This is a genomic window from Mesorhizobium sp. M0998, assembly GCF_040318885.1.
Classification (GTDB): Bacteria; Pseudomonadota; Alphaproteobacteria; order Rhizobiales; family Rhizobiaceae; genus Mesorhizobium.
The window spans coordinates 23,857-37,969 of the sequence record NZ_JAMYND010000043.1 but is presented as its reverse complement, the minus strand read 5'-3'; the positions used below and the strand labels follow the sequence as shown (position 1 = coordinate 37,969).

Annotated in this window: 10 protein-coding genes; 4 read left to right on the top strand and 6 right to left on the bottom strand. The window is 63.8% G+C overall.

Annotated features, from left to right (window positions below):
* Positions 1-120: 120 nt before the first annotated feature.
* Complete coding sequence (locus NKH59_RS28095) at positions 121-1,179, top strand: D-alanine--D-alanine ligase family protein (protein ID WP_352614232.1); 1,059 nt, start codon at positions 121-123, stop codon at positions 1,177-1,179.
* On the opposite strand, the gene NKH59_RS28090 is transcribed toward NKH59_RS28095, so the two are convergent.
* The 6 genes from NKH59_RS28090 to dnaK all read right to left on the bottom strand — a co-directional run bounded on the left by NKH59_RS28090 (position 1,176) and on the right by dnaK (position 6,983).
* A complete protein-coding gene (locus NKH59_RS28090; protein ID WP_352614233.1) occupies positions 1,176-1,463 on the bottom strand; it encodes a DUF1330 domain-containing protein in 288 nt (95 codons plus the stop codon). The two genes, NKH59_RS28095 and NKH59_RS28090, sit on opposite strands and share 4 nt — an antisense overlap.
* Before the next feature lie 170 nt (positions 1,464-1,633).
* Positions 1,634-2,347 carry an orotidine-5'-phosphate decarboxylase gene (gene pyrF, locus NKH59_RS28085; protein ID WP_352472808.1) on the bottom strand — a complete coding sequence of 238 codons (714 nt, stop codon included), beginning with the start codon at positions 2,345-2,347 and terminating at the stop codon, positions 1,634-1,636.
* On the bottom strand, positions 2,344-2,940 hold the full coding sequence (locus NKH59_RS28080) for an NADPH-dependent FMN reductase (protein ID WP_352449616.1): 597 nt from the start codon (positions 2,938-2,940) through the stop codon (positions 2,344-2,346). Before NKH59_RS28080 ends, pyrF begins: the two co-directional genes overlap by 4 nt.
* A gap of 60 nt (positions 2,941-3,000) precedes the next feature.
* A complete protein-coding gene (pmtA, locus tag NKH59_RS28075) occupies positions 3,001-3,606 on the bottom strand; it encodes a phospholipid N-methyltransferase PmtA (RefSeq protein WP_023679853.1) in 606 nt (201 codons plus the stop codon).
* Positions 3,607-3,722: 116 nt separating this feature from the next.
* A complete protein-coding gene (gene dnaJ / locus NKH59_RS28070) occupies positions 3,723-4,853 on the bottom strand; it encodes a molecular chaperone DnaJ (RefSeq protein WP_023679852.1) in 1,131 nt (376 codons plus the stop codon).
* A 213-nt stretch (positions 4,854-5,066) separates the two neighbouring features.
* Complete coding sequence (dnaK, locus tag NKH59_RS28065) at positions 5,067-6,983, bottom strand: molecular chaperone DnaK (protein ID WP_023679851.1); 1,917 nt, start codon at positions 6,981-6,983, stop codon at positions 5,067-5,069.
* A 570-nt stretch (positions 6,984-7,553) separates the two neighbouring features.
* Here dnaK and NKH59_RS28060 point away from each other — a divergent pair.
* The 3 genes from NKH59_RS28060 (at position 7,554) to rpe (ending at position 14,095) form a co-directional block, all read left to right on the top strand.
* The gene (locus NKH59_RS28060) at positions 7,554-9,515 is read left to right on the top strand and encodes a hypothetical protein (RefSeq protein WP_352614235.1); all 1,962 of its coding nucleotides are present in this window, start codon (positions 7,554-7,556) and stop codon (positions 9,513-9,515) included.
* A 10-nt stretch (positions 9,516-9,525) separates the two neighbouring features.
* A complete protein-coding gene (locus tag NKH59_RS28055) occupies positions 9,526-13,197 on the top strand; it encodes a DUF7929 domain-containing protein (protein ID WP_352771453.1) in 3,672 nt (1,223 codons plus the stop codon).
* A 220-nt stretch (positions 13,198-13,417) separates the two neighbouring features.
* A complete protein-coding gene (gene rpe, locus NKH59_RS28050; protein ID WP_352472804.1) occupies positions 13,418-14,095 on the top strand; it encodes a ribulose-phosphate 3-epimerase in 678 nt (225 codons plus the stop codon).
* Positions 14,096-14,113 lie beyond the last annotated feature (18 nt).

Sequence of the window (14,113 nt, the reverse complement as noted above, 5' to 3'; positions counted from 1 at the left end):
TGCGAAAGCTCATCATCCTCGCAAACGCACTACTCAGGGACAATCGGACCTGGACACCATCTCTCCCTTGACCAACACGGATACTTTAGGCAATCGTGCTGCCGGGAAATCGTTTCGATCATGTCAAGCCGCGAGCCGAAGCTGATCCTTGTCTACGAGCCGGAAAAGGCTTGCCTCGATCGCCTGGTTGCCGATAGCCACGTGCCGGAGCGTGCCGCCGAAATCGCTTCCTATCTGGCGCAATCGACCGACTTCGCTGCTGAATTCGACGCACTTGCCGCCGCTTGCCAGAAGCGCGGCCTGTCATTTGCGCCGGTGGCGCTCGACGACGCCGCAAGAGTTCTCGGCGGCGAGGATCCGAAGACCAGGCTAGTCTGGACGCTGACCGACGGCATTGCCTATTTCCGCGGCGGCGCGGCACCGGCTCTGGCACGGCTGAATGGCGTGAAGGCGATCGGCGCCGACGATGCGCTGTTCGCGCTCTGTCAGGACAAGTTCCGGTCCGGCGCCGTGCTCGGCGCGCTTGGCCTGCCGATGCCACGGGCGGGCCTTGCCCGTGACGGCGCCTGGCTGGTCGCGCCACCGGCCTCGCCCGCCGGCTGGTTCGTCAAGCCGAACCGGCTCGGCGCCAAGATCGGCATCTGGCCGGATTCGCACTGCCACGATCTCGGCCATGCGCTGGAGCTTAGCCGGCGCGTCTTCGCCGCCTATCGCGACGATGTCATCGTCCAGCCCTATGTCGCCGGCCGCAACGCGCGCGCCAGTTTTCTCGGATTGAGGCCGGATACCGGCGTCGAGGCGCTGGGCATCGCCTTTGTCGATTCGGGCGGCGATTTCCAGACCATGCAGGACAGCTTGGCGCTTTACGGCGATACCGGCGCAGCGGCGAAAGCTGCGGGAAAATATACCGAGCCGGTGCTGCTGCCGGTCGCCGGCAGCCAGCCTGAAGCCGATGCAAGAATCCGTCGCATCGCCGAACGCCTGATGGTCGGGCTTGGCCTGCGCGACGTCTTTTCCATCGACTTCCGGGTCGAAGCCGACGACAGCGTCCACCTCATCGAGTTCGAGGTCTGCCCCGGCCTGCCCTGCTTCGATTTCCGCGATTACTGTCGCCAGCAATGGGGCTTGAGCCTCGCCGATGCGATGGCGGAGACAGCGGCGAGCCGGCTTCTCGCCTAAATCCCCTCGACCAGCACGATTTCGCCCTCGGCCACCTTCTGGCGGATCGCGACGGCGCGCTGGTATTCGGGCGAGTGGTAGCAGTCATGCGCCGCCGCAAGCGACGGAAACTCGATGATCACGTTGCGGTCGCGGCCCGGCCCCTCGGCCTTCTCATGCGCGCCGCCACGCGCCAGGAACTTGGCGCCGAAGCAGTCGAAGGCCGGTTTGGCAGCTGCGACATAGTCCTTGTAGCCTTCCGCATCGCGCACGTCGACGCGAGCGATCCAGTATCCCTTGGGCATGGTATTTCTCCTGGTTTTTGGCCGTGCGCGGACCGATGTTGAAAGTCGCTCCGGTGAGATGGCTGGGGGTGTCTTCGAGAACCGGAGCGGAGCGTACTTAAAGTACGTGAGCACCGGAAGCGGAGAAAACGCCGTCACACGGCCGCCGGAGCAAGTTTCGGAATTGGTCCTCAGGCCGAGCGCATTTCATCGAGGATCGCTTCCGCCGCCGCCCGCCTGTCGGCCGCTCCGACGATCGGCCGGCCGATGACGAGATGGCTGGAGCCGTTGCGGATCGCTTGCGCCGGCGTCACCACCCGTTTCTGGTCGCCATGGTCGCTGCCCTTCGGCCGGATTCCCGGCGTCACCACGGCCAGGTCGGGGCCGACGATGCGGCGCACCGCCTCGGCTTCTTCGGCCGAGCAGACGATGCCGCCCATGCCGGCATGCAGCGCCTGCTCGGAGCGCCTCAGCACCAGTGTATGCGGATCATACTCATAGCCGGCATCGATCACGTCCTGCTCGTCCATCGAGGTCAGCACGGTGACCCCGAGCAGGCAAAGGTCGCTGCCCCTGGCAGCCTCGACCGCCGCCTTCATCGTCTTCGGATAGGCATGGATGGTCAGCATGCTCATGCCCATCCTGGCGATGTTTTCGACCCCCTTGGCCACCGTGTTGTCGATGTCGAGCAGCTTCATGTCGAGAAAGATCCTGGTGCCGCCGCTGGCCAGCTCGCGGGCGAAGTCGAGCCCGCCGGCAAAGGCGAGCTGGTAACCGATCTTGTAGAAGGAGACGATCCCGTCGAGCTCGCGCACCGCCTTCTCGGCTTCCTTCAGCGTCGGCAGGTCGAGGCCGACGATCAGCCGTTCCTGCATCGTGTCGGCATGCGCGGCGTCCGGGATCATGCCTCGATCCGCGTCGACAGCATACGTGAGGTTTCGATCAGCGTTCGGCATAGGTGCTCCATCGATTGGCGTAGTCTCTCGTCCCTGAACTTGCCCTCGTCGTCGAAGGCGTTGCCGCCCTCCGGCACCGAGCATTCCGGTGTCACCACCTCCATCCGGCAGCGTACCAGAACGGCGCGCAGATGGTTGATGCAGCGTATCCCGCCGAAGGGTCCGTTGGAAGACGAGCAGAGGCCGGCGACCTTGCCGGCAAGCGGCCTGAACGTCCGGCCGCCATCCTTGCGCAGCTGGCTAACCCAGTCGATGCTGTTCTTGAGCAACGGTGGAATGGAGCCGTTATATTCGGGCGTCGCGATCAGCAGCCCGTCATGGGCGGCGATCATCCGGCCGAGCTTGAAAGCATTGTCGGGAATGCCTTCTTCCTTTTCCAAATCCTGGTCGAGGATCGGCAACGGATAGTCGGCGAGCGAGATGCGGGTCACCTCGGCGCCCTGCATGGCAAGTTCCTTCTGTGCCACGTCGGCGGTCCTGCCGCTATAGGCGCCGCTGCGCACCGAACCGGCGACGACGAGAATTTTCGGGATCACAGCCATGGGTCTGCCTTGTCACCCGATGGGTATAAGACAAGTGCTATTCAAACCCAACGCTTCAATTCATGCGGCCCCGCGTCGGTAGATCCAAAGCTGCGTCGGCGGAATGTTGCGGATGACGAAATGGAAATGCTCGACCGTATAGTCGCCGCGGCCCGGCGGGATCGGCGACAGCGGCCCGTAAGTCAGCTGCACGATCGGCCGGCCGGCCGGGATACGGTCGAGCAGGCTCTCGACATAGGCGATGCGCTGGGCGACAGGGAAATTGAGCAGCGGCACCCCCGATATCACGGAATCGAAGATCAGGTCGCGCTTGTCGCCAAGCGTCGCGTCGAGATTGAAGGCGTCGCCCTCGATGACGTTGACGCCTGGATAAAGCTGGCGCAGATGGCGCACGAAATCAGTGGAATATTCGACCGCGTAGAGATTCTCAGGCTTTATGCCCTGGGCGAGGATGGCGCGTGTGATGACGCCTGTACCGGGCCCGACCTCGAGCACCGGCAGGCCGGATGTCGGATCGACGATCGAGGCCATCTTGCCTGCGGTGATGGAACTGGTCGGGACGATCGAACCGACCGCCTTCGGCTTGTCGATCCAGCCCTTGAAGAACTTCAGCTCGTCGTCGAACTTTTCCGCCAGCGTCTTTCGCAGTCCGGGACTACGCGTCATCGAAAGTCCTCCTCAACGCTCCCTCGGATGCTACTTAGCAGTTACGAGGTGCAAGACAAGGCGAATCCCCGGATAAGGTGTTGATGACGCTCGGGAAGCGTTTCCAGGGATCAGCTTCAGTGCTCGCCGAACGTCTCGAAAAAGTCTTTCATGCGGGCGAAAAATCCGCTCGACTGAGGCGAATTGTCCTTTGAGGAAAGCTGCTCGAATTCCTCCAGCAATTCGCGCTGACGGCGCGAAAGGTTCTGCGGCGTCTCAACCACGGTCTGGATGTAGAGATCGCCGATATTGGGCTGGCGAAGCACAGGCATGCCCTTGCCCTTGAGGCGGAACTGGCGACCGTTCTGGGTGCCCTCCGGCACCTTCACCTTCGTCTGGGTACCGTCCAGTGTCGTCACCTCGAACGAGCCGCCAAGCGCTGCCGTCGTCATCGAGATCGGCACCTTGCAATAAAGATCGGCCCCGTCGCGCTGGAAGAATTCGTGCGGCTTGACCGCGAGGAAGATGTAGAGATCGCCCGACGGGCCGCCGCGCAGGCCGGCCTCGCCCTCATTGGCCAGCCGGATGCGGGTGCCATCCTCGATGCCGGCAGGGATGTTTACCGACAGCGAGCGCTCCTCGGTGACACGGCCCTGGCCGGCGCATTTCGGGCACGGATCCTTGATGGTCTGGCCGCGCCCCTGGCATTGCGGGCAGGTGCGCTCGATCGAGAAGAAGCCTTGCGTGGCGCGCACCTTGCCGTGGCCGTTGCACATCGAGCAGGTGACGGGCTGGGTGCCAGGCTTGGCGCCGCTGCCCGAGCATTCCGAGCAGGAAATCGAGGCTGGCACCCGAATCTGCGCGGTCTTGCCGGAAAATGCCTCTTCCAGCGTAATTTCCATATTGTAGCGCAGGTCGGCGCCGCGCTCGCGGCCGCCGGACGAGCGGCGCTGGCGCCCGCCCATCATGTCGCCGAAAATGTCTTCGAAAATGTCGGCGAAGCCGCCGGCGCCAAAGCCTTGCGCCCCGCCATTCATACCGCCGTGCTCGAAGGCGGCGTGGCCGAAGCGATCATAGGCGGCGCGCTTCTGCGGGTCCTTCAGTGTCTCGTAGGCTTCGTTGATTTCCTTGAACTTGTGCTCGCAGGCATGGTCGCCTGGGTTGCGGTCGGGATGGAACTGCATGGCGAGCTTGCGAAAAGCGCTCTTGAGCTCCTTCTCGTCGGCGCCCTTTTGCACGCCTAGCGTTTCGTAAAAATCAGCTTTCATGTTTTCCCGCAGTCCGGATAGTCAACGTCTTGAAGCATCGTTGCGTCGTTTGCCGGCACGCTGTTCCGATTTAGGTGTGATGGAGCCGCGATGCCAGTGTCTACGAGGCTTTGTCCGCATTTTTTCGGGCAGCGCAGCGTTTTTCCGGCAAAGGGTTGCAAAAAAGCCCGGCTGTGCGCCGGGCTTTCTCCCTTACCTGTACCGTCAGGCGGTTCAGGCCGACTTCTTCTTCTCGTCGTCTTCGTCGATTTCCTCGAAGTCGGCATCGACGACGTCACTGTCCTTGGCGGCATCAGCCTTGGCGTCGGCCTCGGCGGCTTCCTTCTGTGAAGCCTCGTACATGGCCTGGCCGAGCTTCATCGAGACTTCGGCGAGCGTCTGCGTCTTGGCCTCGATCTCGGTCACATCGTCGCCTTCGGCAGCGGTCTTCAGCGCCGCGATCGCATCGGCAATCGCCGTGCGGTCGGCCTCGGAAACCTTCTCGCCGTATTCCTTCAGAGACTTCTCCGAGGAATGCACCAGCGCCTCGGCCTGGTTGCGGGCCTCGACCAGCGCGCGCCGCTTCTTGTCGGCTTCGGCATTGGCCTCGGCGTCCTTGACCATCTTCTCAATGTCGGCGTCCGAAAGGCCGCCGGACGCCTGGATGCGGATCTGGTGCTCCTTGCCGGTGCCCTTGTCCTTGGCCGAGACGTTGACGATGCCGTTGGCGTCGATGTCGAAGGTGACCTCGATCTGCGGCACGCCGCGCGGCGCAGGCGGGATGCCGACCAGATCGAACTGGCCGAGCGCCTTGTTGTCGGCGGCCATTTCACGCTCGCCCTGGAAGACGCGGATGGTCACCGCCGACTGCGAATCCTCGGCCGTGGAGAACACCTGGCTCTTCTTTGTCGGAATCGTCGTGTTGCGTTCGATCAGCCGCGTGAACACGCCGCCCAGCGTCTCGATGCCGAGCGACAACGGCGTCACGTCGAGCAGCAGCACGTCCTTGACGTCGCCCTGCAGCACGCCGGCCTGGATAGCGGCGCCCAACGCGACGACCTCATCCGGGTTGACGCCCTTGTGCGGCTCCTTGCCGAAGAACTGCTTCACGATCTCCTGGATCTTGGGCATACGGGTCATGCCGCCGACCAGGACGACTTCGTCGATTTCGCCGGCCTTCAGGCCGGCATCCTTGAGTGCCGCCTTGCAAGGATCGATCGTGCGCTGGACGAGATCCTCGACCAGGCTCTCGAACTTCGCCCGCGTCAGCTTCAGCGTCAGGTGCTTGGGGCCGGTGGCATCGGCGGTGATGAAGGGCAGGTTGATCTCGGTCTGCGTGGTGGACGACAGCTCGATCTTGGCCTTTTCAGCCGCTTCCTTGAGGCGCTGAAGGGCGAGCTTGTCGTTCCGCAGGTCGATGCCCTGTTCCTTCTTGAACTCGGCCGCCAGATATTCGACCAGACGCATGTCGAAATCCTCGCCCCCGAGGAAGGTGTCGCCATTGGTCGACTTCACCTCGAACACGCCGTCGCCGATTTCGAGCACCGAAATATCGAACGTGCCGCCGCCAAGGTCATAGACGGCAATCGTCTTGCCTTCCTTCTTGTCCAGTCCATAGGCAAGTGCTGCCGCCGTCGGCTCGTTGATGATGCGCAGCACTTCGAGGCCGGCGATCTTGCCGGCATCCTTGGTCGCCTGGCGCTGGGCGTCGTTGAAATAGGCCGGAACGGTGATGACTGCCTTCTCGACCTTCTCGCCGAGATAGGCCTCCGCCGTTTCCTTCATCTTCTGCAGGATCATCGCCGAGATCTGGCTAGGCGACTGCTTCTTGCCGCCGGCCTCGACCCAGGCGTCGCCATTGTCGCCCTTGACGATCTTGTAGGGGACAAGCTTCTTGTCCTTCTCCGTCACCGGATCGTCGTAGCGGCGGCCGATCAGGCGCTTGACCGCGAAAATGGTGTTCTCAGGATTGGTAACCGCCTGGCGCTTGGCCGGCTGGCCGACGAGGCGCTCGCCGTCGCTGTTGATGGCGACGATGGAAGGGGTCGTGCGGGCGCCTTCCGCATTCTCGATCACCTTGGATTCCTTGCCGTCCATGATGGCGACACAGGAGTTGGTTGTTCCCAGATCGATACCGATTACTTTTGCCATTTCTCTAATCTCTCCGCTAAGCAGGCTCTCAGGACCCGTACAGGCGTTCCGACGAAAGCCCCTGTTCACAAGAAATTCCGCTCCGGCAACCGGCATTCGGCGCTGGACGGCTTGGCGCGTATATAAGAACAGGCTGCGTGGCGCGCAAGCATTCTGCGCAAGGCGTTCACCATTCATCGCGGTTGATCGGATTCGGGACCGGCAGGCCCGTATTTTCGGCGGTGATCCAGCCGGCCCGGCCCCCGGCCCATGAACCTTTCCGCCTCGCCCCGCGACTGACGCTCAGGTGCCGCGTGGTGCGGCCCCGGAAAGGAAAGCCCCATGACCACAGATCCAGAGGCTCCACGGTCTCCGGGAACAGCAGGAGCTCAGCGCGACCATCGCCTTCGGGACCGGGTCGATGCGCTGGGCTTTTCGCCGGTTCCGTTGACCCTGCGCGGACGCAGGCGTATCGTGACGTTGAGGAAAGCAGACAATTCGATCAGGGACGAACGTGCCGGAACGCCGCGCCTTGCCCTGATTTGCGCGCCGGGACCGGATGTTTCTCCCATGACCTGTGGGGGGAGATCCATGTCTTGCGACCACGGCGCGTTCGTGCGCTCTCGTGCCGGCCGTTTGCGCCGCGCCATCCAGGCTGCCAGCGGATTGTCGATCCTGGCGCTCGCCGCTGGGCTCTGGCTCGGTGGCTCGGCCCAGGCTCAGGAAACCCGGATCATCTATCCCGGCTCGATGGCAATGACCGGATTCTCCGGCACCATCATTCCAAATTTCGAGGAAGGCCTGCCGCCGGGCGTCGATCCCGTCGACGAAACCTTCATCGACACGGCGCGCGCGACCTTGCGCATCTTCGACGTCTCAAGGCTGGGCGGGCCGGCGTCTGGCCAATTGGTCTTCACCCCGCCACCGTTCGAGGTCACAGCCGGGCAAATCGGCCAGGTGTTCGGCATCACCTACGACGACGGCGTGCGCGACGGCGTTCCATCGGCCATTCCAAACCTCTATGCCGGCGCCACGTCGCTGCACGGCATCCGCATAGTCACGCCAGACGGCGATGCCGACGGCCGGCCGGAGCGGCAGCGCCGCGGCACGGCTGACGCTGTCTTCATGGACGGCCAGTTCGGCACCGAAAACGGCGGCGGCCCCGGAACGATCTGGAAGATCGATGGCATCACCGGCGCCGTCTCGAAATTCGCCGATATCGACGCCAATAGCGGTCCCGGCATCGGCGACGTCACGTTCGACAATATCCACCGCCAGTTCTTCGCCAGCGATCTCGACACCGGCCTCATCCACCGCATCGACGCCAATGGCGCGCTGCTCGACACGTTCGACCACGGCATAGCCGGCCGCCCGGCGCACGGGCTTGCCGCCCTTGCCGACGACGGCTCGGTGATGGACATCCAGGGTGGTGCCTTCGACAGCGAGGACCCCGACAGCTGGGGCTACACGCAGGACGAGCGCCGCGTCTGGTCGGTCGCCTATCGTGGCGGCCGGCTCTATTATTCGGTCGGTGATAAGGCGGAGATCTGGTCGGTGGGCGTTGCCGGCGACGGCAGTTTCGCCGGCGACCCGCGCTGGGAACTGACGGTCAAGGCCGACAAGGATTACGCGGTCACCGACATCGCCTTCGACAACGAAGGCTTCATGTACCTGGCCCAGCGCGGCCCGGTGGAGAACCGCTACGACTACAGCCAGTTCGCCGATTCCGGCAAGGGTGAGGTCATCCGCTACTGGCGCGAAAATCCGGACGATCCGGCGACGGAATCGGCCTGGGTGGAAGTGCCGCAGGAATATGCGGTCGGCTTCCCGCAAAACAACCGACAGTCGGCCGGCGGCCTCGACCTGCAATATGGCTACGATGCCGAAGGCAATCTCGATACCGGCGTCTGCACCGACACGCTGGTCGATACCGGCGACAAGTTGCGCGACAACCCGGAGCTTGCCGAACAACTCGCAGCCGGCGGGCCGCTCGCCGTGCACGGCGTGCAAATCACGCCGACGGCACTGGTCAAGCCGGCCAACATGCCGCCTTTCGGCTCGTGGTTCGTCGACTTCGACAATTATTTCGAAGACCCGGAAGTCGAAGGCCATGTCGGCGACGTCGAGGTCTGGCGCCCCTGCGAAGGCCGTGCCGGCTATTACGAGCAGGTGCCGGGCGGCTATCTGCCACCGTTCTATCCGCCGGACTTTCCGCCCCCCGGCAATCTGCCTCCTTGCCTCGATGTCGAGGATGTCAGGTATTTCTGCACGCCCTCCGGCCTCGAGGCCGATCTCTATCTCCATGACCATGCCGGCTTTGGCGGCGATTCGATCAAGGCTCTGTCCAGGACGCCTGGCGTTGGGGTGACTTCACCTCTGTCGCATGCGCCCGGCGCGCCATACACGATCGGCATCACCGGCCATTACCCTGGCGATACGGTCGATGTCGGGCTCTGCTTCTACAGGCAGTCCGATAGCGACAAGGGTGGCTACTATCCTTGCTGCAAGATGACCTTGCCGCTCAGAACCCCAGCCGTCAGCTGCGAGCCGTGAGGAGGGGAAGATGAGCAATCTCGCATTTTTCCCGCCTGCGACAAGCAGCCAGTCAACCGGCAAACAATCATTCGTCATGGAGACCATCGTGAAACCCCTGTCACTCGCCAGGCGCGGCGCGCGCTGGCTGATGGCGGCCGGTATCGCGGTCGCCATGCTGAGCCCGCTGCAAGGCTTCGCTGAAGACCTTGCTCCGGCCAAGACCAAGCCTGCCGATGCGGGCACTGTCATTCCCGATACCAAGCTCGATTTTGACAATCCTCGCATCGTCAATCCGGAGCCGGGCCGGATCGTGCCCTTCTTCACCAAGAAAGGCACCCAGAGAGGCTGCGACTATGTCGTATACTCGCTGAGCTTTGGCTTGCGCGGCAATCCGCAGGGTTTTGCCAGCCCGGACCTCGCCGCCATGCTGAAAAAGGTCAGGCTCGATTTCAGGGACCAGCTCCCGCACGGCCTGCGCATCGTCGGCGTGCATGTGACCGGCGACGGCACCGATGCGTCCGGCGGACCGCTGCCCGCTGCTGCGATCAGCAGTTCGGCTACACCGGACGATACCGCGACGGTACCCGATTTCCGGATTTCCGCCAGCGATCTCGACGGCATCGGCGCTGCGAACGAGCGCGTCGTCACGTTCCAGATCACCGCCAAGATTGACCATGCGGCGTTTCCGTCGCCGACGACCGTTCACAACCAGGGCGTGGTCAAGGTCAGCCGCGAACGCGGCGCCGGCATCGAAATCCTGTCGCAGGATCCGGGCAAGCCGGACGACGGCAATTATCTCACGGGTGCAAAGGCGTCGATCAAGATCGACGTCACCAGGTGCAACCCGCCGCCTCCACCTCCCGGCAAGGAATGCTTCAAGGTGGAGCGCGGCACGGTCGATTGCGTGCCCGGCGGCGGCGCCTTCATCTACCACATGCCGGTCGGCCCGGAGATGGCTGGCAAATGGGTGCAGCTTTCGACGACGACACCCGGCATCACCATCATTCCCGACACGCAATTGGTGCCGGCGGGCGGCGGTGTGCTCAATTGGAAGATCGTCGGCGCTTCACCCGGCGACGTCATCCACATCATCGTCACCGGTGTCGAAACCTATGCCGGCCCGAGGGAGGGGTGGGGCCTGTGCTGTACGCAGACTGTCGATATCGTCATCCCGCGTGATCAGCGCTGCCCACCGAAGGACAAGGAACCGGATCTGAAAGTCGAAAAGCGCGCCGACGTGCAACGTTGCACGGTGGGTGGCGGCTGCGACTTCACCATCAGGGTCACCAATGTCGGCGATGCACCCTACCACGGCAAGATCGTGCTCAACGAAGTCACCCTGCCGGCTGGCTCCACCCTCGATTCAGGGCCGAACCCGCCTTGGGTCTGCGCGCCTGGAACCACCCCGATGATTTGCACTCATCCGGTGACCACGCTCAATCCGGGTGCCTCTGTCGACCTCAAGCTCGGCTTCAAGCCGGCCGCAGGCTGGCGAGGCAGCGCCTTGCGCAACTGCGCCACTTACAATTACGGCGCCAGCGGCAAGCCGCTTTTCGGCAGCCAGCAAAACGATCGCGGCTGTGCTTCGATCCCGGTCTGCCGGCGTGGCGATCGTGACCGCAACTGCCGGCCGCCGGTGGAGAAGAAGGTCGACCTGATCCTGAAGAAGCGCGCCCGCACCGAATTCTGTTCGGCCGATGGCGTCTGCACCTTCGTGGTCGACATAATCAACAATGGCAGCGTCCCCTATAATGGGCCGCTGACGGTCGTCGATACCTATCCGGGCGGCGTGCCGGCATCCTCGACCTTCGGCCCGACGCCGCCATGGACATGCGGACCGAACGGCCCCGGCCAGTTCCGCTGCGACAATGCCGGCATCGTGCTGTTGCCTGGCGCCTCGACGCCGATCTTCGTCAGGGCGGTGATGCCGGCCAACTACCGGCCCGACAGTGTCGAGAACTGCGCCGAGGTGAAAGCTATTCCCGGTGAGAACGACATCACCAACAACAGGGCCTGCGCCAAGGAACGCATCCGTCATCCGAATGCCGGCCAGCCGGCCCTGCGCATCACCAAGGTTTGCAATGGTTCGCTGGCCGGTGCTGCGGTCGTTTCCTGCCGCATTACCGTCATCAGTCTCGGCACCACTGCCCCGACCGGTCCGGTACGGGTCAACGATGCCGCGACGCTGATAGCCGGCGGAGCGCCGGTCCAGATCCAGACCGTCACCCCAGACGGCGCGGAATGGGCTTGCGGACCGGTTCCGGCCAATGCGCTGTCGTGCCAGATTCCCGGCGCCGTCATGACGCCTGGAACCAGCCGCCATTTCGACGTGACGGTTGCCGCGAACGGCGAATTCGAGAACTGCGCACGCGGCTCCTACGGCCCGGCTCCGGGAGACGACATCGTCTATCCGATCGGCCAGGCCTGCGCCAAGGGCAGCGGCGCCTCGACCATCCGCGTCGAGAAGACCGGTGATGCCGAGTGCAAGCCCGGCCAGCCCTGCTCGTTCGAGATCGCCATCACGAACGATGGCGCGAGCGCCTTCTCCGGTCCGGTTCGCCTCGGCGATGCGATCGGCGTCGAAGGCCTCGGCCGGCTGGAAGGCGTTGCGATCACCTCGATCGATCCGCCCTTCGGCTGCTTGCCGGAGCCGGCAATCTTGCCTCTGTCCTGCATCGCCCAACTCACGCTCGGCGCCGGGGAAAGCCACGTGCACACAGTGACCGTGACTATTCCCGACGACGGCCGTCTGGCCAATCTGCAGGGCATTGTCAACGGCCAGAACTGCGTCGGCGTGCTGTCTCCGAACACGCCGGTGCAAGGCGGTGGCGACGTGCTGTCCCGCGGTGCGGCCGACGTGCAGGGCGATCGCGGCAAGGCCTATGCCTGCCATCCCTTCACCATCAGGAATGAGGTGAAGAAGGAATGCTCGCAAGGCTTCGTCATGAACGACGCCGGCAACTGCGTCTGCCCGCCCGGCACGACCTTCCGCAATGGCCAATGCTCGTCCGGGGGCGGCACAGTCATCGTGCCGAAGCCAAAACCTTGCGTTCTGCTCAAAGGCCAGATCCGTACCGAAGACGGACGCTGCGTCTGTCCGCGCGGAACCGAGCTGGAGAACGGCGCTTGCGTGGGCAGCAAGCCGCAGCCCGAGCAGTGCACCATCCGTGGCCAGATCCACGACGCTGCCGGCGATTGCGTCTGCCCGCGGGGCACCGAAGTCAAAGGCAATGCCTGCCGGCCAATCCAGCCGAAACCCGAGCAGTGCACCATTCGGGGCCAGATCCATAACGCCGCTGGCGATTGCGTCTGCCCGCGGGGTATGGAAGTCAGGGGCAATGCCTGCCGGCCAATCCAGCCGAAGCCGGAGCAGTGCACCATCCGCGGGCAGATCCACGACGCCGGAGGCGATTGCGTCTGCCCGAAAGGCACGGAAGTGCAAGGCAATGCCTGCAGGCGCAAGAAGCCTGTTGTGGTGGAGTGCTCGATACCTGGTCAGATCCACAACAAGCGTGGCGTCTGCGTCTGCCCGCGTGGGACAGAGCTGCGCGACGGCGCCTGCCGCAAACCGCGGCTGGAGTGCGCACCGGGCGCGCGGCCGATTAATGGCCAGTGCCAGCCGATCCGCAAACCGAGCCTGCTGCTGAATCCAGATGTTCTTCAGCAGCTGCCAAGGCGCAAGCCGCAGCTCGAGCAATAGGATCGCACGCGAACTTCAAAACGGTGATCATTCGATCAAGAAAACCCCGCCGGAGCGATCCGGCGGGTTTTTCTTTGGCTGGCAGATGAAAGAGCAGCGAAAACCTGAAGCCGTGGCATCAGCGGAAGGACAAACCGGCTTCCACTTTCCGGACTCGACTCATGGTCTAGGCAGGCGATACAGAGGGGCCGTAAACCGAGGCGTTCGGGGAGACCGCGTCATGAGCAAAAAAACCCTGATCGCGCCATCGGTGCTGGCTTCCGATTTCTCGAAGCTCGGCGACGAGGTCGAGGCGGTGGCGGCCGCCGGCGCCGACTGGATCCATCTCGACGTCATGGACGGGCATTTCGTCCCCAACATCACCTTCGGGCCGCCGGTGATCAAGGCGATCCGCAACCGCACCAAGGCTTTCTTCGACTGCCATCTGATGATCGCCCCCGCCGACCCCTATCTGGCCGCCTTCGCTGAGGCCGGGTGCGACGGCATCACGGTGCACGCCGAAGCCGGGCCACATCTCGACCGGTCGCTGCAAACGGTCAAAAACCTTGGCAAGAAGGCCGGCGTGTCACTCAACCCCGCGACACCGGAGACGATGATCGAATACGTGCTCGACCGGCTCGATCTTATCCTGATCATGACGGTCAATCCGGGCTTCGGCGGCCAGGCCTTCATTCCGGCGATCGTAGACAAGGTGAAGCGGGTGAAGGCGCTGATCGGTGACAGGCCGATCCGGATCGAGATCGACGGCGGTATTTCGCCGGAAACTGCGCCCCTGGTCACTGCCGCCGGCGCCAGCGTGCTGGTCGCCGGTGCGGCCATTTTCAAGGGCGGCAGCGTCGCAGCCTATCGGGCAAACATCGAGGCAATCAGGGCAGCGGCGGACAAGGCGGCCGGCTGACCGCCGCCGTTCGGCCGG

Excerpts from the sequence above, each read along its gene's own strand:
- pyrF (WP_352472808.1), bottom strand. The coding sequence starts at position 2,347 with ATGATCCCGGACGCCGCGCATGCCGACACGATGCAGGAACGGCTGATC.
- dnaJ (WP_023679852.1), bottom strand. The coding sequence starts at position 4,853 with ATGAAAGCTGATTTTTACGAAACGCTAGGCGTGCAAAAGGGCGCCGAC.
- dnaK (WP_023679851.1), bottom strand. The coding sequence starts at position 6,983 with ATGGCAAAAGTAATCGGTATCGATCTGGGAACAACCAACTCCTGTGTC.
- NKH59_RS28095 (WP_352614232.1), top strand. The coding sequence starts at position 121 with ATGTCAAGCCGCGAGCCGAAGCTGATCCTTGTCTACGAGCCGGAAAAG.
- NKH59_RS28080 (WP_352449616.1), bottom strand. The coding sequence starts at position 2,940 with ATGGCTGTGATCCCGAAAATTCTCGTCGTCGCCGGTTCGGTGCGCAGC.
- rpe (WP_352472804.1), top strand. The coding sequence starts at position 13,418 with ATGAGCAAAAAAACCCTGATCGCGCCATCGGTGCTGGCTTCCGATTTC.
- pmtA (WP_023679853.1), bottom strand. The coding sequence starts at position 3,606 with ATGACGCGTAGTCCCGGACTGCGAAAGACGCTGGCGGAAAAGTTCGAC.
- NKH59_RS28060 (WP_352614235.1), top strand. The coding sequence starts at position 7,554 with ATGTCTTGCGACCACGGCGCGTTCGTGCGCTCTCGTGCCGGCCGTTTG.
- NKH59_RS28090 (WP_352614233.1), bottom strand. The coding sequence starts at position 1,463 with ATGCCCAAGGGATACTGGATCGCTCGCGTCGACGTGCGCGATGCGGAA.
- NKH59_RS28055 (WP_352771453.1), top strand. The coding sequence starts at position 9,526 with ATGAGCAATCTCGCATTTTTCCCGCCTGCGACAAGCAGCCAGTCAACC.